General features: G+C 61.7%; 16 protein-coding genes, 1 tRNA gene and 2 pseudogenes. 12 read left to right on the top strand and 7 right to left on the bottom strand.

The annotated features are described in order from the left end of the window. Positions 1–11: 11 nt before the first annotated feature. Both mutS and KQH55_RS07790 read right to left on the bottom strand, forming a co-directional pair. A complete protein-coding gene (mutS, locus tag KQH55_RS07795; RefSeq protein ID WP_235090551.1) occupies positions 12–2732 on the bottom strand; it encodes a DNA mismatch repair protein MutS in 2721 nt (906 codons plus the stop codon). Positions 2733–3189: 457 nt separating this feature from the next. Next, positions 3190–5691: a hypothetical protein gene (locus KQH55_RS07790; RefSeq protein WP_235090550.1), complete on the bottom strand. Its 2502-nt coding sequence runs from the start codon at positions 5689–5691 to the stop codon at positions 3190–3192. Between the two features lie 79 nt (positions 5692–5770). Here KQH55_RS07790 and KQH55_RS07785 point away from each other — a divergent pair, with 79 nt between their 5' ends. Beyond that, positions 5771–5995: a hypothetical protein gene (locus KQH55_RS07785; RefSeq protein ID WP_235090549.1), complete on the top strand. Its 225-nt coding sequence runs from the start codon at positions 5771–5773 to the stop codon at positions 5993–5995. A 271-nt stretch (positions 5996–6266) separates the two neighbouring features. Here KQH55_RS07785 and KQH55_RS07780 read toward each other — a convergent pair whose 3' ends face one another. Then, positions 6267–7067 (bottom strand): inositol monophosphatase family protein, encoded by an 801-nt coding sequence (locus tag KQH55_RS07780; protein ID WP_076786755.1) that lies wholly within the window; start codon positions 7065–7067, stop codon positions 6267–6269. A 353-nt stretch (positions 7068–7420) separates the two neighbouring features. On the opposite strand from KQH55_RS07780, the pseudogene KQH55_RS16880 reads away from it, so the two are divergent. The 3 genes and pseudogenes from KQH55_RS16880 to cysE all read left to right on the top strand — a co-directional run. Then, positions 7421–7786 (top strand): annotated as a pseudogene (locus KQH55_RS16880) (pentapeptide repeat-containing protein); the annotation flags it as partial. Then, a complete protein-coding gene (locus KQH55_RS07770; RefSeq protein WP_235090547.1) occupies positions 7681–8466 on the top strand; it encodes an RNA methyltransferase in 786 nt (261 codons plus the stop codon). The pseudogene KQH55_RS16880 and the gene KQH55_RS07770, both read left to right, overlap by 106 nt. Before the next feature lie 76 nt (positions 8467–8542). Beyond that, entirely contained in the window at positions 8543–9340 is a 798-nt protein-coding gene (cysE, locus tag KQH55_RS07765) for a serine O-acetyltransferase (protein WP_076795557.1), read from the top strand. On the opposite strand, the gene KQH55_RS07760 is transcribed toward cysE, so the two are convergent. The 4 genes from KQH55_RS07760 to KQH55_RS07745 all read right to left on the bottom strand — a co-directional run bounded on the left by KQH55_RS07760 (position 9324) and on the right by KQH55_RS07745 (position 12138). Next, positions 9324–10112, bottom strand: coding sequence for a UDP-2,3-diacylglucosamine diphosphatase (locus tag KQH55_RS07760; RefSeq protein WP_076795555.1), 789 nt, complete (start codon positions 10110–10112; stop codon positions 9324–9326). The genes cysE and KQH55_RS07760 overlap by 17 nt on opposite strands. Positions 10113–10128: 16 nt before the next feature. Beyond that, positions 10129–10620 carry a peptidylprolyl isomerase gene (locus tag KQH55_RS07755; protein WP_076786763.1) on the bottom strand — a complete coding sequence of 164 codons (492 nt, stop codon included), beginning with the start codon at positions 10618–10620 and terminating at the stop codon, positions 10129–10131. Between the two features lie 62 nt (positions 10621–10682). Then, positions 10683–11279: a peptidylprolyl isomerase gene (locus KQH55_RS07750; RefSeq protein WP_076795552.1), complete on the bottom strand. Its 597-nt coding sequence runs from the start codon at positions 11277–11279 to the stop codon at positions 10683–10685. Between the two features lie 97 nt (positions 11280–11376). Further along, positions 11377–12138 carry a tetratricopeptide repeat protein gene (locus tag KQH55_RS07745; protein ID WP_235090546.1) on the bottom strand — a complete coding sequence of 254 codons (762 nt, stop codon included), beginning with the start codon at positions 12136–12138 and terminating at the stop codon, positions 11377–11379. Between the two features lie 247 nt (positions 12139–12385). Between KQH55_RS07745 and cysS the strand changes: the two genes are divergently transcribed. From cysS to KQH55_RS07705, 8 genes and pseudogenes are all read left to right on the top strand, one after another. Further along, on the top strand, positions 12386–13786 hold the full coding sequence (gene cysS, locus KQH55_RS07740; protein WP_076795550.1) for a cysteine--tRNA ligase: 1401 nt from the start codon (positions 12386–12388) through the stop codon (positions 13784–13786). A 41-nt stretch (positions 13787–13827) separates the two neighbouring features. Continuing rightward, on the top strand, positions 13828–14766 hold the full coding sequence (locus KQH55_RS07735) for a DNA-3-methyladenine glycosylase (RefSeq protein WP_076797220.1): 939 nt from the start codon (positions 13828–13830) through the stop codon (positions 14764–14766). 160 nt (positions 14767–14926) lie between these two features. Further along, on the top strand, positions 14927–15898 hold the full coding sequence (locus KQH55_RS07730; RefSeq protein ID WP_076795547.1) for an acetyl-CoA carboxylase carboxyltransferase subunit alpha: 972 nt from the start codon (positions 14927–14929) through the stop codon (positions 15896–15898). 46 nt (positions 15899–15944) lie between these two features. Then, a complete protein-coding gene (gene tilS / locus KQH55_RS07725; RefSeq protein ID WP_076795545.1) occupies positions 15945–17381 on the top strand; it encodes a tRNA lysidine(34) synthetase TilS in 1437 nt (478 codons plus the stop codon). 218 nt (positions 17382–17599) lie between these two features. Beyond that, the gene (locus KQH55_RS07720; protein ID WP_076795542.1) at positions 17600–18850 is read left to right on the top strand and encodes an aspartate kinase; all 1251 of its coding nucleotides are present in this window, start codon (positions 17600–17602) and stop codon (positions 18848–18850) included. Between the two features lie 131 nt (positions 18851–18981). Further along, positions 18982–19075 (top strand) — tRNA-Ser (locus tag KQH55_RS07715). A 581-nt stretch (positions 19076–19656) separates the two neighbouring features. Next, the gene (locus KQH55_RS07710) at positions 19657–21189 is read left to right on the top strand and encodes an F-box domain-containing protein (RefSeq protein WP_235090545.1); all 1533 of its coding nucleotides are present in this window, start codon (positions 19657–19659) and stop codon (positions 21187–21189) included. A gap of 68 nt (positions 21190–21257) precedes the next feature. Continuing rightward, positions 21258–21491, top strand: a pseudogene (locus KQH55_RS07705) (IS3 family transposase); the annotation flags it as partial. Positions 21492–21546 lie beyond the last annotated feature (55 nt).

The following is a 21546-nucleotide window of genomic DNA, read 5'->3' as shown; positions in this document are numbered from 1 at the left end:
GCGGTGACCGCTCAGCGGGACTCACAATCCGCGCGCTCGACAAGCTCGCGCAGTTCATACAGCAATTCGAGTGCATCACGTGGGCGCAGCGCATCTAGGTCAAGGCCGCGTAACCGCTCGACTGCGGCGTGGGGCGCTTCGGGGCGCGCCTGCGGCGTGGCGAGGTCCGAAGCGCCTGTCGGTTGCTCGCAGCGCGGCTCGGTCGCTTCCTCGATCGTAAGCGCTGCTGAAGTAAACAAATCGAGTTGCGGCGCCGGCTGGCCGGCCGTTTGTTGTTCGAGCAACGCCAGGTGACGGCGGGCTGCGCGAATCACCGGTTGCGGGACGCCGGCCAGTTGCGCGACCTGTAATCCGTAACTTTGGTTCGCCGGACCTTCGTTGACCGCGTGCAGGAACACGATCCCATGGTCATGTTCGACCGCGGACAGGTGCACGTTTGCCGCCGTCGGGCATTGCGTCGGCAATTGCGTGAGTTCGAAGTAGTGCGTGGCGAAAAGCGTATAGCTCTGGTTGTGCGAGATTAAGTGGCGCGCGATGGCCCACGCGAGCGCGAGCCCGTCGAAGGTCGATGTGCCTCGACCGATTTCGTCCATCAACACAAGGCTGTGTGGCGTCGCATCGTTCAGAATGGCGGCGGCTTCGGTCATCTCGACCATGAATGTCGAGCGGCCGCCCGCGAGGTCGTCGGCGGCGCCGATCCGCGTGAAGATCCGGTCCACAGGACCGAAGCAGGCCCGCTTTGCCGGCACATAGCTGCCGATATACGCCATCAGCGTGATCAGCGCCGTTTGCCGCATGAACGTCGACTTGCCGCCCATATTCGGTCCGGTGATCAACAGCAGCTTGCGTTCCGCGCCGAGCCGGCAATCGTTTGCGATAAACTGTTCGACCTGGGCTTGGACGACCGGATGCCGTCCTTGCTCGATCTCGATACCGGCCTGTGCGTCGAACGATGGCGCGACCCACTCCAGCGCACGTGCGCGGTCGGCGAGTGAGGCGAGTACGTCGAGCTCGGCCAGCGCGCACGCCACGCGCTGACAATCGCCGATGTGGGGTAACAACGCCTGCAACAATGCGTCGTACAGCGCACGTTCGCGCGCGAGCGCGCGTTCTTGTGCCGATAGTGCTTTGTCCTCGAACGCCTTGAGCTCCGGCGTGATATAGCGCTCCGCGTTCTTCAATGTCTGGCGCCGTCGGTAGTCGTCCGGCACTTTGTCGGTCTGCCCGCGCGTGACCTCAATATAGAAGCCATGGACCTTGTTATATTCGACACGTAAATTCGCGATGCCGGTGCGGGTGCGTTCGCGGTTTTCGAGATCGACGAGGAACTGTCCGCAGTTTTCCGAGATGTCACGCAACTCATCCAATTCCGTATCATAGCCGCGGGCAATGACGCCGCCGTCGCGCACCATCGCGGCGGGCTCGGCCGCGATCGCCCGCTGCAGCAGATCGGTGCATTCAGGCGGAGCATGCAGCGATGCATCGAGCTGCTGCAACGAGCTTGAGTGCGCGATGACCGGCGCGATCCGCTCGCGTAACTCAGGCAGCTTGCGGAATGTGTCGCGTAGGCTAGCCAGATCGCGAGGCCGTGCACTGAGCAACGCGAGTCGGCCCGTGATGCGCTCGACGTCGGCGATCTGTCGCAACGCGTGGCGAAGCGCGTCCAGATCGTTGCCTGGCGGGCCGTCGAGCAACGCGCCAATCGCTTGCTGGCGGGCACGTGCGAGAGCCGGATTGCGCGGCGCATGATGCAGCCAGTGGCGCAGCAGGCGGCTGCCCATCGACGTGCAGCATGTGTCAAGCAGCGAAAACAGCGTTGGGGAATCCGTGCCGCGCAGCGTTTCGGTCAACTCGAGGTTGCGCCGCGTTGCCGGATCGAGCCCGATGTACTCGGACTCCTGCTCGATCTTCAGCGAGCGGATGTGCCGCAGCTGTTGCCCCTGTGTCTGTGCCGCATACAGCAGCAACGCGCCGGCCGCGCCACATGCGGCGCCCAGCGTTTGCGCGCCGAATCCGTCGAGAGTGGCGACCGCCAACTGTTCACATAGGCGTTGCGCGCCGGAAGCGGGGTCGAAATGCCATTCAGGGACCCGTGTCAGCGTGCCCACGCTTGCGGGCAGTGTGAGCGCTTGCGCGGCGCTGTCGCTCACTAGCGTCTCGGCTGGCCGGATGCGCTCGATCGCGGCCGCCACCTGGTCTGCGCCGACCTCGGTCAGCCGCAGCGCGCCACTTGCCAGATTCAACCACGCGAGCCCGACGCCGGTTAACGTGCCGCGACGGTTGCGCGCGGGCGCGAGTGCGAGCAGGTACGCGTCACTTTTATCGGCGAGCAGCGCCGCGTCGGTCAGCGTGCCGGGTGTGACGATGCGTACGACTTTGCGCTCGACCGGGCCCTTGGAGGCGGCCGGATCGCCGATCTGCTCGCAGATGGCTACGGATTCGCCGAGCTTCACGAGCTTGGCCAGGTACTGCTCGAGCGAGTGGTGTGGCACCCCGGCCATCTTGATCGGGTTGCCTGCCGACGCGCCGCGCTGCGTGAGCGTCAAATCGAGCAATCGTGCCGCTTTTTCCGCGTCCTCATAGAACAACTCGTAGAAGTCGCCCATTCGGTACAGCACGAGCGTGCCGGGGTGCTCGGCCTTGATGCTGAGGTATTGGCGCATCATCGGCGTGTGGTTGCCGATTTCCGCGAGGGCGGCCGGTTTCGGCGCTTGGCCCTTACTCAAGTCCATGTTGGCCATGTTGGATTGGCCCCCGGGCGATTCGGGGTGGTTCCGCGTGTGTTCACCAACGGGCACGTTTTCCATCAGTCATGCAAGCAGTCTGTCAAATATTAGAATATCGACCGTGCGGCGGTTCCCTGCCGTGTCGACGCGACCTTGAAGACGCTAGTTTACGTGTATTCCGCCAGTGACGGACGACGAAGTCCTAATCTGTTTGGGCAATGTGCGTGTGTCAGTGCGATGGCCGCTGGGCGGTTCCCGCCCAAAATCTTTGAGATCGACGCGTTCTCGATCGTAATACCGACGATAGCCGTGAACGAGGTGAGACTGGATAGGCGGCATACGCGTGGCCGCGCATACTGGCCTCGCGTTGCTCCCGCGGATAGGGCGGATAGATTCCGTCGGAAACATCGGTCCGCCATCTCGCGTCCACCGCTGGCGACGCAACGCACAGCGTGGTGATTTTCTAGCCGCGCCGGCTCACCGCTGCACGATGATGCCGCCGGCGTGCACGATCGGAGGACGGCTGCGCAGCGGCATGGCGTTGAGCGGCCCGGTCGGGTTCGTTCCGGCCCGCTCTATCGACTATTGTGTCCAATTGGGCCATGAGCGCGTGTAGCATGTCGGGCGGGACAATGCCGCGGTGTTCGGGATTGCCGTCAGTGCGTTCTTGCCAGGTCTTAAAATGACCGACGCGCACTGCAGCTTTGTTTGGCGTCGGTGAGTGCAGATGAAGCACCCATTTCGGCGTCTTTGTGAGTGAGCCAAGCCGTTGATCCAACTCGCTGACCCATTCCGGCGACAGGCTGAGCTCATATTCCAACATATAGTTTTCGTGCACGGTGTTCTTCGCGACTTTTGTCCAATTGTGCCCGCCCGCCACCGTTATCCCGCCTGTGTCCCAAAGACCTTTGAATGCACTGAACGAAGGTGCGAGTAGGCATTCGATAGCGTGCGCTTGCTTGAACAGTGAGTCGATCTCGTTGCTGATGCGCTCCAGATGCCGAATATCGGTATCCGTGACCGTGAGCAGATGACTGAGCCGGTGACGCAACATTTGCTTGGACTTGTCGTCCAGGTCCAGCGATTCGAGTTCGGCTTCTTTCTGCTCGAAGTCCTGCCGGCGTGCGCGAGCCACTGTGACCATGCCAGTGCATTGCTGTTGGGCCAGGCGAAGCTGTGCAATGTACTTGGCAGGCGTATCGCGTGAGTCAAGGGCCGTATCAGCAGCCGTTATTGTCGCAAAGGCGTGACCCATTTCATCTATCAAGCCCTCCATTCCTTCGCGATGTTGGTCAATTTGTTTCCGCGCGTCGGCCGGAATGTCATCGGGAAGCTGTTTTTTGAATGCGTCGAATTCGGCGCGTTGCCGCTCAGCCGGGGTGGGCGTCGTAGCGGCATTGTCCATGCGCGTGGGCTTGGCTTTACGTGCTTTTTTCTTCTTGCCTTTGGATCTGGACGGTTGCACGGACTGCTTGCTTTGCTCCAGTTGGCTATGCTCCAGCCAGTCGTGATCGGCCGATCCGACATCGTGCGCGTACACGATGGTTTTAAGTATCGTCTGGATCCCGGCCTCGATAGCCTGTACGGAGCGATCAGCAAAGTACGCATTCTTGAAAGGCTGCAGCCATTGCCTGAGCAATGCGGTTTCGGCTTCCTCGTCGCGTTTGCCGACGCTGTTCCGGGCTGTGCTGACACGGCGCGCCGACTGGCCGGGCCGCGAGAATACTGGTTGTTCTTCGGTCCATGCTTGCAACTTTTGGCTGGCGGCATGCGTGTGGCTGGTGATGCCGTCGAGTATTGCCGTGCAAAATTCGGTATCCTGGTTCGGCTTGTCGTTCTTTTTATCCCGGTTGGCAGCGACGTGCTCCAATAGCGCCGACGCCACCTTGGTTTCCTCGATCAGTCGCAGGGCGAACTGCTGTTCGGCTGCAGGATCCGACAGGGACGGGCGCAGCGGGTTTTCCCATAACGAGTTCATGATCGAACAGAGTAGCGCCGCGTAGCCGGCGCTCCATGTCTCGAGCGAAAGTCCGTCATATCCGTTTGATGCCCTATGTGCGTCATCTCGCGCGCCGAGATGATAGGCGTGCCAGTACTGGGTCACCATCAGCGCGTTGTGCCGTATCGTGCCAAGGCGAGCATTGCGATAGCGTCCCATTAATGGTTCACGATTGGCTTGCCCGCGCTGCATCCTTAACGGGGAGCGTTGGCTCGTGCGCTGAGGCAGTGCAGATTGAGCTATTTCGTCCAATGCAAGTGTCAGCTCCTTCACGCACGCTGAGTTGTCGGCGAGCCATATTTGTAGCTTAGACCGTAAGGGCATTGGCAACCGGATGTTGCTGTAGGGCGGTTGTCCTTCTGCAGAGGCGGCGGGTTTGGGTTCGGCATGCGACGTTTCGGAGAGCGAAAAACTGGGCAGATGCCAATGACCATCGAGCGCCCGAGGTGGTGTGGACGAACTAAGGGAAAACGATTTTGTCCAAATCTGAATTGATGTCTGGTCGATTTCCTCCGCTGCGCGGCGGATCATCTCGTCTTTGCCCATGTACAACGATGTTGCCGCGAAGGGAGGGCGAGACGGGTCGGCGCTTGCCATGGCTTGACCAACCATTGTTTTCCAAAATGTTGGCGGCAGTTCGCCCAGTAGACGTTGCGCTTCAATCAGGTTTTGTCTTCGTGCCCGCAGCGCGCTGATCTGCGCCTTTAGGTTTTCGCCTGCGGCCGGGATTTCCCGAGCGGGAAATAGACCGCTCATGGGCAAATGCCTTTCCAAACTTGGGCGCGAGATCCGGACTTCGTCCTGAAGCGATGCTATCGCGGCCTGGGTCAGCGTCAGGTAGGCATGCGCGCCGTTGGTAATATCCTTCAGCTGCAGCGCTTTTAGCGCTTTCGCGGTGGACGGGTCGGCGCAAAGCTTGGTGAACGTGTGTATCGACTCTTCAACGCGGCTGATCTCTGCCTTCATGGCAAAAAGATCGTTTGTCGGCGAGTGGGCGCTCAGGAACACGCGCGCGGCATCTCGCTGTTTTTTGCGTAACAGTTCTATGTCTCGCAGCACAGTTAAGCATGGCAACAGCTCGCTCGCCAGTTTTTTTGCTGCATCATCCAGCATGTTTGGCTTAGGGCAGCCGGCGGTGTTCGCCACGCGGGACGAAGCGGGCGGTATCAAGCCGATATCGCGAAGCGCCGGATTGGGCATGGGCGCGCGATTAGCCGTGATGCGGCCCGGCGTCTGGGTTGAGGAACCCGGTGTCTGGTTTGAGGATTGAGCGACGCAGGGTGGAGGACTAGTGGACTGCGTTGCGTCGGCAAGTGAGTGTCGGCGAATCGTCATGGTTTAGGGGCTGCGGCGCGTGCGGCACGACGTCGAGATACGGAAGCATTAAAGGATGTAGCATAGATGCTCTTCGCGCAGTCGATATCCGAAGTGGTTGGCCGGGTCGCGAACGGGGACTTTTTCGATCCAGCGCAACGCGCCGAGGGCAGAACGCCGGAAGTCGCGGCGTGTACGCGCACCCGCGACTGTTCCCTTGATACGGTTCAGGCCGCCGTTCCCACCCGGCTGTACGGCTTCAAGATCTGCACCATCTGCGCATACTGCTTCGGATTGCCGGCGACGATCTCATGCTGGTACAGGAAGTTCGAATCCCCTGTGTAGTTGCCGATCAAGCCCCCCGCTTCGGTGACGAGCAGGCTGCCGGCCGCGACGTCCCACGGTTGAATGCCTTGCTCGAAGAAGCCGTCATAGCGGCCGGCGGCCACATATGCGAGATCTAGCGCGGCTGCGCCTGGTCGGCGCAGGCCGGCGCACGCACGCGTCATTTCGCTGAACAGCTTCAGGTACTCGTCCAGGCCGCTCTGATCGCGAAACGGAAAACCGGTGCCGATCAGCCCGTCGGCCAGGCGGTCGCGCCGTGACACGCGGATGCGCCGGTCGTTGAGGAACGCACCACGGCCACGTGATGCGGTGAACAAGTCATTGCGTGTCGGGTCGTAGACCACCGCCTGCGTGACGACGCCGCGATGGGCAAGCGCGATCGACACGCAGTATTGCGGGAAGCCGTGGATGAAGTTCGTCGTGCCGTCCAGCGGATCGATGATCCACAGATACTCGGACTCGCTGGCGCTGGCCCCAGACTCCTCCGCGAGGAGCCCATGGTCGGGATATGCAGTGTGCAATATCTCAATGATTGCCGCCTCGGCTGCCTTATCGACCTCGGTGACGAAATCGTTGTGCTGCTTCTGGGTCACTTGTAGCAGGTCGACGTCCAGCGACGCGCGGTTGATGATTTGTCCGGCACGGCGTGCGGCCTTGACAGCGGTGTTGAGCATCGGATGCATGAGCTTTTTCCTTGGGCACGAGGCAACTGCCGCGGCGCGATACCGTGCGGCCAGAGCTAACGAATTGATTAAGAACGATGCGCACCAGCACGTCGGTCGTGCGGCGGCATAATGAATGAATAATTTTATCAGTAAGCGCCACTGCGCGTTGGCGCATGCTCCGCGCCGCTGCACTCGCGATACCATTGCAGTCCTTGGTTATCGAATCTGAACCGTGAATCACAGTGTCACTCCACTCGGCTCGTTCCCGGCAGGCCCGTCTTCGATAGGCCCGTCCCCGGCAGGCTCATCCCCAGCAGGCTCGTCTCCAGCAGGCTCGTCTCCAGCAGGCTCGTCTCCAGCAGGCTCGTCTCCAGCAGGCTCGTCTCCAGCAGGCTCGTCTCCAGCAGGCTCGTCTCCAGCAGGCTCGTCTCCAGCAGGCTCGTCTCCAGCAGGCTCGTCTCCAGCAGGCTCGTCTCCAGCAGGCCCGTCCCCGGCAGGCTCATCCCCAGCAGGCTCGTCTCCAGCAGGCTCGTCTCCAGCAGGCTCGTCTCCAGCAGGCTCGTCTCCAGCAGGCTCGTCTCCAGCAGGCTCGTCTCCAGCAGGCTCGCGCTCGGCCGGCACGCCTTCGCGCATGCGCGGCGACTCGACGTCTTTGGCGGGCGGCTTTACGTCGGTGCGCTTCGTGCTCGTCGAGCCAAGCCATCCCGGCAATGTCGGCGCAGCGGCCCGCGCGTTGAAGACGATGGGTTTCTCCCGGCTTGTGCTGGTCGCCCCGCGGCTCGAGGCGGTACGCACCGATCCCGACGCGCAAGCAATGGCTAGCGGCGCAGGCGACGTGTTGGCGGCCGCGCATATCGTGCCTACGCTGGCCGATGCGTTGGCTGGTGTTCACTGGTCCGTGGCGCTGACTGCTCGCGAGCGCGAGTGGGGGCCGCCAACGCTGGCGCCCCGTGCGCTCGCGTTGCGTGCCGGCGGCTTGGCGGCGGCCGGCGATGATATCGCATTGGTGTTTGGCAACGAGCGCACGGGGCTGTCCAATGCCGATGTCGAGCGCTGCAACGCGCTAGCGCATATCCCAGCCAATCCCGCTTACAGCTCGCTGAACCTCGCACAGGCGGTCCAAGTGCTCGCTTACGAGTTGCGGCTGGCGCTATTGGACACCGCACAGCGGACGCCGCCCGCCAGCGTGGCCTCGTCGCTGGCGTCCCACGACGAAATCGAACGCATGTTCGTGCATCTGGAGAATGCGCTGATCGCGCTGGATTTCCTCGATCCCGCCAGTCCGAAGAAGCTGATGCCGCGGCTGCGCCGGTTGTTTGCGCGGGCCGGCCTGGAGCGCGAGGAAGTCAATATCGTGCGGGGTATCGCCAAGCATATCCTGCTGAAATCGCAGGGCTTGCGTAGCGGCGATCGGTAGTTGCCGCGTGTCGAATCGGGCGCGCTGCCGGTGCGCGATCTCAATACAATGACCTGCCTATGTGCTGTGAGTCGCCATGTTTGACAGACTTTGCGAAGACATTGTTGCCATCCGCCAGAAGGACCCAGCTGCACGCGGCACGTGGGAGGTCCTGACCTGTTACCCTGGGTTGCACGCGCTGATGTTCCACCGGCTCGCGCACCGTTGCTGGCGGGCGGGGTGGCGCTGGCTCGGGCGCTTCGTGTCGCACCTGGGGCGGTTTTTTACCGGTATCGAGATTCATCCGGGCGCGACCATCGGCCGTCGGGTCTTTATCGATCATGGGATGGGCGTGGTGATTGGCGAAACGGCCGAAGTGGGGGACGATTGCACGATTTATCAAGGCGTCACGCTGGGGGGCACGTCGTTGTCGCGCGGCGCCAAGCGGCATCCGACGCTGCAAGCCGGCGTGATCGTCGGTGCGAACGCGCAAGTGCTCGGTGGTTTCACGGTCGGCGAGGGCGCGAAGATCGGCTCCAATGCCGTGGTGGTGAAGCCGGTGCCCGCTGGGGCGACCGTCGTCGGCAATCCGGCGCGCGTGATTGTGCCCAACGTGCCATCGCCCGGCGCCACGCCAATCAACGGGGTGAGCGGCAAGCATGAAGGCATGCCGCTGAAACAGCCTTTTGCTGCGTATGGCCTGACGCCGAACGCCCATGATCCGATGTCGCTAGTCATTCACGGACTGATCGATCATGCCGCGCAGCAGTCGGGTCGGATTGACGAGTTGGTGGCAGCGCTCGAGCGCCTGGGCGCGCGTCTGGAACAACTCGACGGCTGCCAGTCTAGCATCGCAGACCTACGTAAGCTCGGCGAGGTTATTCAGAACAAGTAGCCCGCGTTGGGCCGCCGCAGACATCGAGCGGTAGTGCGTGGATGCCGTCTGCGTCGATTTTCAGGTAGCCGCCGCGCGGTGCACCGTGGTCCAGCTCCCAGTCTGGCAGCACCCAGCGTGTGGTGCCATGTTGGTGATGGCAAGCGGGTAAATGCGTGTGGCCATGGATCATCGTGCGGGTATGGGTCGCGGCGAACAGACGCGCGAGCGCGTCGGGTGTCGCGTCATATCGCGGCGACGGTTGTGCCGGTCGGGCGAGGCTCTTGCGTCGCATGCTCTCGCCGACCCTTTCACGCCAGCGCAACGGCAGCGCAAGAAATAGGCTTTGCGCGAGTGCAGTGCGCGCGACGCGGCGAAATCGTTGGTAGCCGACATCGGCCGTGCACAGCGCGTCGCCATGCGTGAGTACGATGCGCTCGCCAAAGGCAGTGATGACGAATGGATCGGGCAGCGGCATGGCGCCCGCAGCCGCCATGAAGCGGCGGCCGAGCAAGAAATCGCGGTTGCCAGGCATCACGTACAACGCGATGCCGTGTTCGGACAGCGTATGCATCAGCTCGGCAATATGTCGTGAAAACGGCGACGCGAGCATCTCGTCGCCGATCCAATACTCGAACAGGTCGCCGAGAATGAATACCGAATCGGCGTCGCGCGCGGTGACGCGGATGAAATGCGCGAACGCATCGACGGTGCGCGGCAGCGCCTCGCTCAGATGCAGGTCGGAGATCAGCAGCAGCGCGCGCGACGCGGCGCCGTTATCAGCGGGGCTCAACGCGCGCGTTCCGGTCTCAGACGACGACGGCCTTCTCGATCACGACGTCTTCCAGCGGCACGTCCTGGTGAAAGCCGCTACTGCCGGTGCGCACCGCCTTGATCTTGTTGACCACGTCCATGCCTTCGACCACCTTGCCGAACACGGTGTAGCCCCAGCCTTGCGGCGTCGGCGCGCTGTGATTTAAGAAGTCGTTGTCGTTGACGTTGATGAAGAACTGGGCGCTCGCTGAATGCGGATCGTTGGTGCGGGCCATCGCAATCGTGCCGACCTCGTTCTTCAGTCCGTTGTTCGCCTCGTTGTCGATCGGCGCATCGGTTGGCTTTTGCTTCATGCCGGGTTCGAACCCGCCCCCCTGGATCATGAAGCCGTTGATCACGCGGTGAAACACCGTGTTGTCATAGTGGCCCTTCTTCACATAGTTCAAGAAGTTATCGACCGTCTTGGGCGCCTTTTCGGCGTTCAATTCCAGCTTGATGACGCCGTAATTCGTGTGTAGTTCGACCATGTTCGTTCCTTGTCCGTGTCGGTTGAATGAGGGTTACGCTCGGTTGCGCTGCAACGGCGTTCTTACTTGGACACCACCGTGGCCGATTGGATCACGATGGGCTTTTGCGGCACGTCTGAAAAGCTGCCGCGCAGGGTGGTGGGCGTCGCCTCAATCTTCTTGACGACGTCCAAGCCAGCGATGACTTTGCCGAATACTGCATAGCCGTGGCCGTCAGGATTCGGGTAATCGAGATTCGGATTGTCCACCGTATTGATGAAGAATTGAGCGCTTGCCGAGTTCGGATCACTGGTGCGTGCCATCGCGATCGAACCGGCCGTATTCTTCAGCCCGTTGCGGCTTTCCAGTGGGATCGGCGCCCGTGTGGGCTTTTGCTTCATCTCCGGTGTGAAACCGCCGCCTTGAATCATGAAGCCGCGAATGACGCGATGAAAGATCGTGTTGTTGTATTGGCCTGATGCCACATACTGGATGAAATTATCGACTGTGCGTGGCGCTTTCTCCGGATACAGTTCGACGCGAACCTCGCCCATCGACGTGTTGAATAGCACGTTCGGATGGCTTGCGCCCGCCTGGCGAGTTCCGGCATTGGATTGGGCATGCACCGGCGCTGACGCGATGAACGCCGTGCCAAGCAGGGTGGACAGCAGCAGTTTCATGTTTCGGCTCCTGTGTTAAGGGCATCGGTTGAAAAAACACCTCGTGCGCCGCGTGCAGCGCAACACGCCCGCGACGGCGCAGGCCGGGGCGGACGGATCAAGGTTGTGTCGTCTGCGGCGCCATATAGGGGGCGAGCGCAGGCGCCGCGCTGGTGCCCGGGACGATTGTCGGGAAGTTCGGCGTCGCGTTCTGTGGTGGCGGTGTGGTCGGCACCGCCACCGCGCGGCCGGCCGGTGCCTCGCCGTCGCCCTGCGGTGCGCCGGCGCCGCCGGGTTGTGCGTCGGTGGCGCCATGCGGTGCATCGGTGGCGCTAGGCCGTGCATCGGCGCGCGCCAGCGGGCTCATCAGTTGCGTGAGCTGCCGGCTGCGCCGCGCCGAATACGCGTCACGTGAATCGAGCGCGCTGGCGCGCTTGAACGACTCCGCCGCCAGCCGCAGGTAGAGGTCGCCCAAGTTGGCTTGCGCGAGCGCATAGCCTGGACTGGCGCGCAGCGCCGTCTCGAGCGCCACGCGGGCTTCATCCAACTTGCCGCGCTTCGCATACAGCGCGGCCAAGTTATTGTACGGCTCGGGCAGTTCTGGATAGGTTTGCGTGAGCGCCGTGTACGCGGTTATCGCGTCGTCGTCGCGGCCCAATTGCGCGAGCACATTAGCGCGCTTGAAGCGCGCCTGCGCATCGCGCGGGTGCGAGCGCACGCGCGCGTCGAGCCGCGTGAGCGCGCCGGCCCAGTCGTGCTGCGCGATCGCGGCGTCGATTTCGGGCGTGCCGTCGGCGACGGCGGGCGAAACCTGCGCTTGCGCTGTGCCGGCGGCGACCAAGAAGCTCATTGCCGCAAGCGCGATGCGACCGCGGGTCATGTTCATAGGCTCTTTTCACGGTGTTATACTTCAGCCCATTCTAACAAACGTCCGGCTGTTCCCGAAAAGAAGAACAGTCAACGGTCTTCGCGCCACTCGTGGCCGCATCCGACCCAGTCGTCTCCCCGAACGGATCACGTCGGCGGCCGTGTGGCCGTGCGACACCCTCGCGCGAAGCGGGTGGCGTATCGCGTGAGTGTCGCGGCCGGCTGCGTTTGACAGCGCTCGGCGCACGCAACGTTTTTCTATGGATCAGCTCCGTCTATATAACACGCTCAGTCGCAACAAAGAGACCTTCGTTCCCTTGCACGATGGCGAAGTACGCATGTACGTATGCGGTATGACCGTCTATGACTATTGCCACGTCGGTCATGGTCGGCTGATGGTCGTGTTCGACATGATCCAGCGCTGGCTGCGCACGCTTGGCTATCGTGTCACGTATGTGCGCAATATCACCGACATCGACGACAAAATCATTCGTCGCGCGGTGGACAACGGCGAGCCGATTCGCGCGCTGACCGAGCGCTTCATTGAGGCAATGCACGAGGACGAGGCGGCGTTGAACATCCAACGCCCGGACCATGAGCCGCGCGCCACGCAATTCATTGCGCAGATGCTGGGCATGATCGACGCGCTTGAGCGCAACGGCTATGCGTACCAGGGCCGTGATGGCGACGTCAATTATGCGGTGCGCAAGTTTGCCGCATACGGCCAGTTGTCCGGCAAGTCGCTCGAGGATCTGCGCGCGGGTGAGCGCGTGGCGCAGAACGACGCCAAGGAGGATCCGCTCGATTTTGTGCTGTGGAAGCGCTCAAAGGACGGCGAGCCGCCCGACACCGGCTGGGATTCGAAATGGGGGCGCGGGCGACCGGGCTGGCACATTGAGTGCTCGGCCATGAGTTGCGCGTTGCTCGGCGAGCGGTTCGACATCCACGGCGGCGGCCAGGACCTGCAATTTCCTCACCATGAGAATGAGATCGCGCAGAGCGAGGGCGCGACTGGCCAGCCTTTCGTCAACTACTGGTTGCACAACGGGTTCGTCAACGTTGACAATGAGAAGATGTCCAAATCACTTGGCAACTTCTTCACGCTGCGTGACGTGTTGCAGCGCTATGACGGCGAAGTGATCCGAATGCTGATTCTGCGCGCGCATTATCGCTCGCCGCTGAATTATAGTGATCCGCACCTGGATGACGCGCGCGCGGCGCTCACGCGGCTTTATACTGCGCTCAAGGATGTCACGCCGGACGGTCATGCGCTGGACTGGAGCGAGCGTCATGCGGCGGCATTCCGCGCCGCGATGAACGACGATTTCAACACACCGGTTGCGTTCGCAACGTTGTTCGACCTGGTCACGGACTTGAACCGTACTGGCGATCCCGCGTTGGCGCGCCAGCTCAAGGGATTGGCCGGCGTACTGGGCATGCTCGGGCGCGATCCGCGCGAATATCTACAGGCAAGCGCGCCCGCTGCGCAGGGGCTTGCGCTGCTCGATGCTGCGCAGATCGACGAACAAATCGAAGCCCGCGCGCAGGCCAAGCGCGCGAAGAACTATGCCGAAGCAGACCGGATCCGAGCGGCATTGCTCGATGCCGGTGTCGTGCTCGAAGACAAACCGGGTGGAAAGACCGAATGGCGACGCGTGTGAAGCGCGGCGGCGTTGGCATGAGTCCGCAGTCAGGAGGCGAGATGGCAACGGCCAAGAAGGCGGCGCGCAGCACTGAGGCGAAGGCGCCGCCGGAGGCGACGACAGCGGCGGCAAAGCGCGGCACGGCCCGTACGCGTGTGACGCACACCAATGGGCTTGACGAAGACGCCGCGCCACGACGCGCGCCTCGTGCAGCCTCGAACGTGGAGCCGGCACGCAGCGCGCGCGCGTCGGTGTCGGGGGCTGAGCCAGTGCGCCAGGCGCGTTCGCCGGAGTCAGACGTTGGGCTGGCGCGCAAAGCTGCCGCACCGGCGTCCGAGGCATCGGTGCCGGCCGCATTGCAGGAGCGGATGTCCGCCGCGTCTCGACCCGAATATTGGGACCGTGCGTGCGCAGACCTGGTTCGTCGCGATCGTATCCTGAAAAAGTTGATTCCGCAGTTCGGGCCCGTTCACTTGATGGTGCGCGGCGATCCGTTTATGACGCTTGCCCGTTCCATCGTGGGGCAGCAGATCTCGGTCAGCGCTGCGCAGGCGATATGGGCGCGGCTCGCGGCCGCATGCCCGTCGATTGCGCCGGCGCGCATCGTGAAGCTTGGGCAGCCGCGATTGCTCGAGTGCGGATTGTCCAAGCGCAAGTCGGAGTACATCCTGGACCTTGCGCAGCATTTTACGTCCGGTGCGCTGCATATCGCATCATGGGCGTCGATGGATGACGAGGCGGTCATTGGCGAGCTTACGCAGATACGCGGAATTGGTCGCTGGACCGCCGAAATGTTTCTAATTTTCAACCTGATGCGCCCGAACGTGCTGCCGCTGGATGACCTCGGGCTGATCCGTGCGATCAGTGTCAATTATTTCAGCGGCGAGCCGGTCACGCGCAGTGAAGCCAGGGAGGTCGCGGCGAATTGGGAGCCGTGGCGTACTGTCGCGACGTGGTACATGTGGCGCAGTCTGGAACCGCTGAGCGCGCAGGCTTAGCCCGCGCCATCGGGTGCAGGTTGGACATGGTGACGCAATGTCCGCTGCCAGCATCGCATCGGTAACTATCAGAACGCCGATGCGATAGTTCAGAGCCGGTTCCGGTAAGGCGACACGCGGTTAGAATACGCGCTGCCGGATAGTTCAAGGATTCGAACAAATGAAGACCACCTTTCTGGATTTCGAGCAGCCGATCGCGGAGCTCGAAGTAAAGATCGAAGAATTGCGCTTCGTGCAGGATGATTCGGCCGTCGATATTTCGGAAGAGATCGAGCGGCTGTCCAAGAAAAGTCAGCAACTGACGAAGGACCTGTATGCGCACCTGTCGCCTTGGCAGGTGTCACAGATCGCGCGGCATCCGCAGCGCCCCTATACACTCGACTATGTGAACGAGTTGTTCACGGATTTCCACGAATTGCACGGTGACCGGTCATTTGCCGATGATCTGTCGATCATCGGTGGCCTGGCGCGCTTCAATGGTCATCCGTGCATGGTGATTGGTCAGCAGAAGGGACGCGACACGAAGGAGCGCGCGTTGCGCAACTTCGGTATGTCGCGTCCGGAAGGCTATCGCAAGGCTGAGCGGCTGATGCGGGTGGCTGAGAAATTTAACTTGCCGATTTTCACGTTCATCGACACGCCGGGTGCGTATCCGGGCGTGGGCGCCGAGGAACGAGGTCAGTCCGAGGCCATCGGTCGCAATCTCTATGTGATGGCCGAGTTGAAAGTGCCGACGATCGCGACGATCATTGGCGAGGGCGGCTCCGGCGGCGCATTGGCCATTGCCGTCGCCGACAGCGTGTTGATGTTGCAGTTCTCGACCTATTCGGTGATTTCGCCGGAAGGGTGTGCGTCGATCCTATGGAAGAGTGCGGCGAAGGCACCCGAGGCAGCGGAGGCGCTGGGCTTGACCGCGCACCGGCTCAAGGCGCTCGGCCTGATCGACAAGATCGTCAACGAGCCGCTGGGCGGTGCACATCGGGATCCAAAAGGCATGGCCGCGATGCTGCGTCGCGCGCTGGCTGACTCGCTGCGACAATTCCAGGGCATGAGTTCAAATGATCTGTGTGCCCGCCGCTTCGAACGGCTGATGAACTACGGTAAATACAAGGTCGGCCCGTTCGGCAACTAACAGCGTAACGCGGCACGCGCCGGGTGACATCCATACGGGTAAGCGGATGACGACTGCGGACGAATCATCGGTCGAGCGTCTGGTTCTCGGTGCGGTGGCAGCACAGGTCGCCGCGCTGCATGGCGATGAGTCCGTTGCGATCGCTTTCAGTGGGGGCCTCGACTCCACGGTGCTCCTGCATGCGGCGACTCGCGTGCTCGGCGCGTGCCGGTGTGTCGCGTTGCACGTTCATCACGGGCTCAGTCCTCATGCCGATGCCTGGCGCAGCCATTGCGCCGACGTGGCGTGCCGGCTCGGCGTCGTTTTCGATTGCCGCGCTGTTGCGATCGCGCGCACGCCACAGCACAGCGTCGAAGCGCTGGCGCGTGACGCCCGCTATGCAGCGCTCGAACAGATGTGCGCGGCCCATCGCGTGCGCATGCTGTGGCTCGGCCATCACGCGGACGACCAAGCCGAGACCGTGCTGCTGCAATTACTGCGTGGTGCGGGGCTGCCCGGACTCGCCGCGATGCCGTTGCATCGCGTGCTGCCGAACGGGCTCGTCCACGTGCGGCCTTTATTGTCGGTACTGCGGGCTTCTCTCGACGCGTATGCGCGTCAGCATGCACTGCGCTGGATCGAGGATGAATCCAATGCAGACCCTCGGTATGCGCGCAATGCGGTGCGGCGACATGTGACGCCGACGCTGGCCGTCCATTTTCCCGGGTATCGCGACGCGCTAGCGCGAACGGCCCGGCATGCCGCCGCCGCGCAGCGTCTGCTCGAAGATTTGGCCATGATCGATCTGCGTGCATGCACGTTTGCCAGCCGGCGTGCTGCCGTCGTGACCTTGAAGCGATCCGATGCATCGGTGCCCGTGGGTCCAACGTTATCGCGGCGTGCGCTGGTTGAACTCAGTGACGAGCGCGCGGTCAATCTGTTGCGCTTCTGGATGCGCAAGGCGGGGCTGGCGACGGCATCCGCAGCGCGCGTCGATGAAATACTGCGCCAATTGCGTGAGGCTGGTGACGACGCAGCGCTGCGGATCGAGCACAACGAACATTGCTTGCGCTTGTATCGCAACCGAGTCTGGTGGGAACGCCAGGATGACGGGGCGGCCAGCCATGACGCGATGCCGCCGAGCGCCGAGTTGCGATGGTCGGGCCAGGCGGTCTGGCGGCTGCCGGCGTGGCGAGGGGCGATTGTTTTCGTGCTGTGTGATGCCGATGATGAGCAGGGGGTGCAGCGCAGCGTCCTCGAATGCGCGCCGCTCACGGTGCGCGGCCGGCGCGGCGGCGAGCGCATGCGCTTGCGCGCCGGTGGCCCGCTTCGCACGTTGAAGAACCTTTTCCAAGAGGCGGCGGTGCCGGCCTGGCGACGCGATGTCCCGTTGTTGTTCGTCGGCGACATGTTGCTATGGGTGCCTGGGCTGGGCGTCGATCCCAACGTCGCGGGCAGAGGTCGGGTGCGGATCGAATGGCGCCCGGACATATTGCTTGCATGATCCCCGGCCGCGGGCGCGCGGCGGCGTGGCACGCATTTTCGCTTGTCAAGTGCACCGGCATACGGTAGGGTTACCGGTTTGCTCGTCTGGCTTTCCCCGATTTTTCTCGATTGGGCAGGCGTGCACGCGCTGACGGCGCCGCTTCTCGTTTGTGTCCCTTTTTGTCGAACGACCCCGCGTGCGCGCCGGCGTGGTTTCCCCTCTAGCTCATAACGACAATGGCACTCATCGTCCATAAATACGGCGGCACCTCGATGGGCTCGGTCGAGCGCATCAGGAATGTCGCGAGGCGCGTCGCGAAGTGGCACAAGGCGGGTCACCGGTTGGTCGTCGTGCCGTCCGCGATGTCCGGTGAAACCAACCGCTTGCTCGCGCTTGCGAAGGAAATGTCGGCGCAGCCTAGTCCGCGTGAACTCGACATGATCGCTTCGACGGGCGAGCAGGTCAGCGTTGGCCTGTTGTCGATTGCACTGCAGGAAGAAGGCGTCAACGCGGTCAGCTATGCAGGCTGGCAGGTTGCGGTCAAGACCGATAGCGCGTTCACGAAGGCTCGCATTAGCGAGATTGATGATAAACGCGTGCTGGCCGACCTGGATGCCGGCAAGGTCGTCGTCATCACGGGTTTTCAGGGCGTGGATCCTGACGGCCACATCACCACGTTGGGTCGGGGGGGCTCCGATACGTCGGCAGTCGCGATCGCGGCCGCGATGCGCGCCGACGAATGCTTGATCTACACTGACGTAGACGGCGTGTACACGACCGACCCGCGCGTTGTCGAAGAGGCACGCCGGCTTGATCGGGTCACGTTCGAGGAGATGCTGGAGATGGCCAGCCTCGGCTCCAAAGTGCTGCAGATTCGATCGGTCGAATTTGCTGGCAAATACCGGGTCAAGACGCGCGTGTTGTCGAGCCTGACTGATCCGCTGATGCCGCTGGACGACGAAATGCGTTCGGGCACCCTGATTACCTTTGAAGAAGACGAGAAAATGGAACAAGCCGTTATCTCCGGTATCGCCTTTCAGCGTGACGAAGCGCGCATTGCAGTCATGGGCGTGCCCGACAAGCCAGGCATTGCCTACCAGATCCTCGGGCCGGTCGCCGACGCCAACATCGACGTTGATATGATCATCCAGAACACCAGCGTGGACGGTAAGACCGACTTCACGTTCACCGTTGGCCGTGGCGACTACCAGCGCGCGATGGACATCCTCAACCAGTCCGACGGACATGGGAATGTGCAGACGGTGCTGGGCGATCCAAAGGTGTCGAAGGTATCGGTCGTCGGCGTCGGCATGCGCTCGCACGTGGGCGTCGCTAGCAAGATGTTCCGCACGTTGTCAGAGGAGGGCATCAACATCCAGATGATCTCGACGTCCGAAATCAAGATCTCGGTGTTGATCGACGAAAAGTACATGGAGCTTGCCGTGCGCGCGCTTCATAAAGCGTTCGAACTCGACCAGGCGGATTGAGCGGTGGCTGTCGCATTGGCGGCTGCCGATCGTGGCGCGCCCGTTGTAGCGTCTTATGAATTGACGTGATCGCGTAGAGCCGCTATGATCTTGCCTTCGTCGCGTGGACTCCCTACGCGAGCGAAGTTTCGGGAGACGTGGCCGAGAGGTCGAAGGCACTCCCCTGCTAAGGGAGCATCTGGGCCAAAACCTGGATCGAGGGTTCGAATCCCTCCGTCTCCGCCAGTACTTCGGTATAGGGCGGTGGAAACCCCGGTTCTTCACGGAGAACCGGGGTTTTCTTTATTTGTCGCCTGTTCCGATTGCTACGCAAATTACGTGCGTGTTACACGTGAGCTAGTGGAGAGTCGGGTGGCAACACACCTGACGCGGCGCGGCGGCGTTTACTATCTGTGCCGCAGCATTCCCCCAAACCTAATCGACGGCTTCGGTGGCGATCCCTGCGAGCACTGTGGGGCGGACCTCGTGGCGGCGGAGAAACAGGCCAAAGTTCTAAGGTTGGAAAATCGATTAGCAAGGCTGCGGGTAGGTCTGGAGCGTGGTCGGTGCCCTTATCTTCGGGGCGCTTGCCTGACCTACCTCCGGTTTTAATCCAGACCGCAGTGAGCGTCCGAGGTTAAAAACCGCTGAGCTCCTTCAGTGCTCGGGCGAATGGCTCAGATGTCAGGTAACCAATGGCATGATCCGCCATTAATCTCATCATTTTTGTTCGCCACTGCGCTGATCCAACCGCTTTGGGCTAGCCTGCTGTGCAGCATCGCTTCGCGTTGCGCGTGCCTCATGCCTTATCCCTTATCGAGCTTGCCATGGACTTTGATCCGAACGCCGCATCGCACAGTGCTCAAGTGGCCCTCTATGCTATGGAGAGTCGCCAAGCCGGCCATCCTGCCGCGGCTGCGCCGCCTCATGTCCCAAAGTTGGCAGCGGCTGAGCGCGCGCGCATGCCGCAACACCCGACGACAGGCTTGTTGGCCAGCGCAACGAATAGCTTGACGGATGGCTTAGCAACAGGCCGAACAAGCCGTCCGACAACGTACCACGATCTGCCGCCAGAAGTCCTTCAACAAGTGGCTGACCATGTCCCATTCGACGACATCGGCAACTTGTCGACCGTGGACAAGCAAACGTACCACGTGCTACGGGAAAGGTGGCTGAGCCGGCGTTGCTGGCAACGTGCCAAGGCTGCTCGCAACGTACCGCTCTCTCCGTTAGAGAGCAGGGATGATCCGGGGATGAACGTGCTCGATCACGCGTCGATGCAACAGCTGCTCACCGAGATCGAGCGTATCCGCGTCGAGCCGGCGCTGCGCGCTGAACCGCTCAAGGCCCTGTGGCCCGCAATAAGGGCCATGCGCTGGGAGCAGCAGCAAGCAGCGTTCGAACAAGTTTTTGAGGCCGCAGGTCGTGTGCCCAAGCAAGGCTTGCAGATACAAAATGACATGATCCGGGCCATACATCAATTTTCACGCTCACAGCCGCGATGCAATGTGTACGAGTTTGTCTATGGGCTATACAAGTTTGTATATGCTCAAGCCGAGCGCCGTAGCGCTGAGCAGGGCAGCACGTGGGCTGCGGTTGCATCGCTGCTCGGATATTTGGACAACGACGCGTCACAGTTGTGGTACGAGGGCGAATATCAGGCTTTTTGGGGCCGGCTCCCCGCGTTGCGCACAGCCGAACAAGCGGACTTGATCGCGGAACTGGCGATACTGTTGCCCCGCGTTTTCCGCCATGGCAGTGGTAGAAGCGCAAAGACTGTCCAGTATTACGAAACGTTGCTGGCATGGGTGCGGCGCTTACCGCCATCCTATCAGGGTGCACCAATCGGCGCATTGGCCCATTCGATACGGTTGCTGCCGGACGCACACCGGCCCATGCACTATGCCAATCTGCGGCACTTGATACTGGCACTGCCGGATCACCAACTAGACAGCGCGCTACGTTGCCTACCGTTCGGGTTGACGACACTGCCGACGGCTCAATACGCGCACGAGCTTTCGCTACTTGACCCCGTTTTTCACCGCGTGCTGCCCAAGCAACGTGCCTCGGTGGCGCTCGGACTGCTCAAAAGCACGAAAGGCTTGAACGAAACGCTGTCAAAGCAGCTATGGCAGCGTGCACTGCGCCTGCTCGAAAGCGGCGATGAGACGGATGTACAGAGCGTGCTCAAAGAGATGAAGCAGGTGATGTCCTCTTTGCCTCTCCAGCATTTGGAGGACGCAAAGATTGAAATCAGAGCTTTTGTCGATCGCACTCGATTTAGTGAGGAAACTCGTCAAGCGCTGCTCGACTATAGTAATCCTAATGTACTGTGGGTCATTCCAGAAATAGTCTATTAACTGTTGGTCAAAAATGGCTTTTTGAGAGAGAGGCGCGAAAGAAAACTTGGACTACTTGGAGGTAGTTCATGTACTCGTATGAAGAGCTCATTCGAGCGGTTCGGTGCTACGTAAAACTAGGAAAGCGCATCGCAGCTACCATTGGTCAGCTGAGGTATCCGACAAAGAACTCGCTCAAATCCTGGCATCGAGAATACGAACAATGTCATGATTTGCGATCGGGTTATGTGCGTTCGAGGCCGAAGTACTTGCTCGAACAGAAGAAGGTGGCTGTTGACCACTACCTAAGCCAAGGTCAGTGTAATCTGCTCGCGTAGCGGCTGGCGGAAAAAATCTCCCTTTGGCATCGGCGTCTTC

Source organism: Mycetohabitans sp. B3 (assembly GCF_021498065.1).
Lineage (GTDB): Bacteria > Pseudomonadota > Gammaproteobacteria > Burkholderiales > Burkholderiaceae > Mycetohabitans.
This window is presented reverse-complemented; position numbering and strand designations above follow the sequence as displayed.

Coding starts and splice junctions, on each gene's coding strand:
- mutS (WP_235090551.1), bottom strand. CDS start 2,732: ATGGACTTGAGTAAGGGCCAAGCGCCGAAACCGGCCGCCCTCGCGGAA.
- KQH55_RS07790 (WP_235090550.1), bottom strand. CDS start 5,691: ATGAAGGCAGAGATCAGCCGCGTTGAAGAGTCGATACACACGTTCACC.
- KQH55_RS07785 (WP_235090549.1), top strand. CDS start 5,771: ATGTCTCGCAGCACAGTTAAGCATGGCAACAGCTCGCTCGCCAGTTTT.
- KQH55_RS07780 (WP_076786755.1), bottom strand. CDS start 7,067: ATGCATCCGATGCTCAACACCGCTGTCAAGGCCGCACGCCGTGCCGGA.
- KQH55_RS07770 (WP_235090547.1), top strand. CDS start 7,681: ATGCGCGGCGACTCGACGTCTTTGGCGGGCGGCTTTACGTCGGTGCGC.
- cysE (WP_076795557.1), top strand. CDS start 8,543: ATGTTTGACAGACTTTGCGAAGACATTGTTGCCATCCGCCAGAAGGAC.
- KQH55_RS07755 (WP_076786763.1), bottom strand. CDS start 10,620: ATGGTCGAACTACACACGAATTACGGCGTCATCAAGCTGGAATTGAAC.
- KQH55_RS07750 (WP_076795552.1), bottom strand. CDS start 11,279: ATGAAACTGCTGCTGTCCACCCTGCTTGGCACGGCGTTCATCGCGTCA.
- KQH55_RS07745 (WP_235090546.1), bottom strand. CDS start 12,138: ATGACCCGCGGTCGCATCGCGCTTGCGGCAATGAGCTTCTTGGTCGCC.
- cysS (WP_076795550.1), top strand. CDS start 12,386: ATGGATCAGCTCCGTCTATATAACACGCTCAGTCGCAACAAAGAGACC.
- KQH55_RS07735 (WP_076797220.1), top strand. CDS start 13,828: ATGGCAACGGCCAAGAAGGCGGCGCGCAGCACTGAGGCGAAGGCGCCG.
- KQH55_RS07730 (WP_076795547.1), top strand. CDS start 14,927: ATGAAGACCACCTTTCTGGATTTCGAGCAGCCGATCGCGGAGCTCGAA.
- tilS (WP_076795545.1), top strand. CDS start 15,945: ATGACGACTGCGGACGAATCATCGGTCGAGCGTCTGGTTCTCGGTGCG.
- KQH55_RS07720 (WP_076795542.1), top strand. CDS start 17,600: ATGGCACTCATCGTCCATAAATACGGCGGCACCTCGATGGGCTCGGTC.
- KQH55_RS07710 (WP_235090545.1), top strand. CDS start 19,657: ATGGACTTTGATCCGAACGCCGCATCGCACAGTGCTCAAGTGGCCCTC.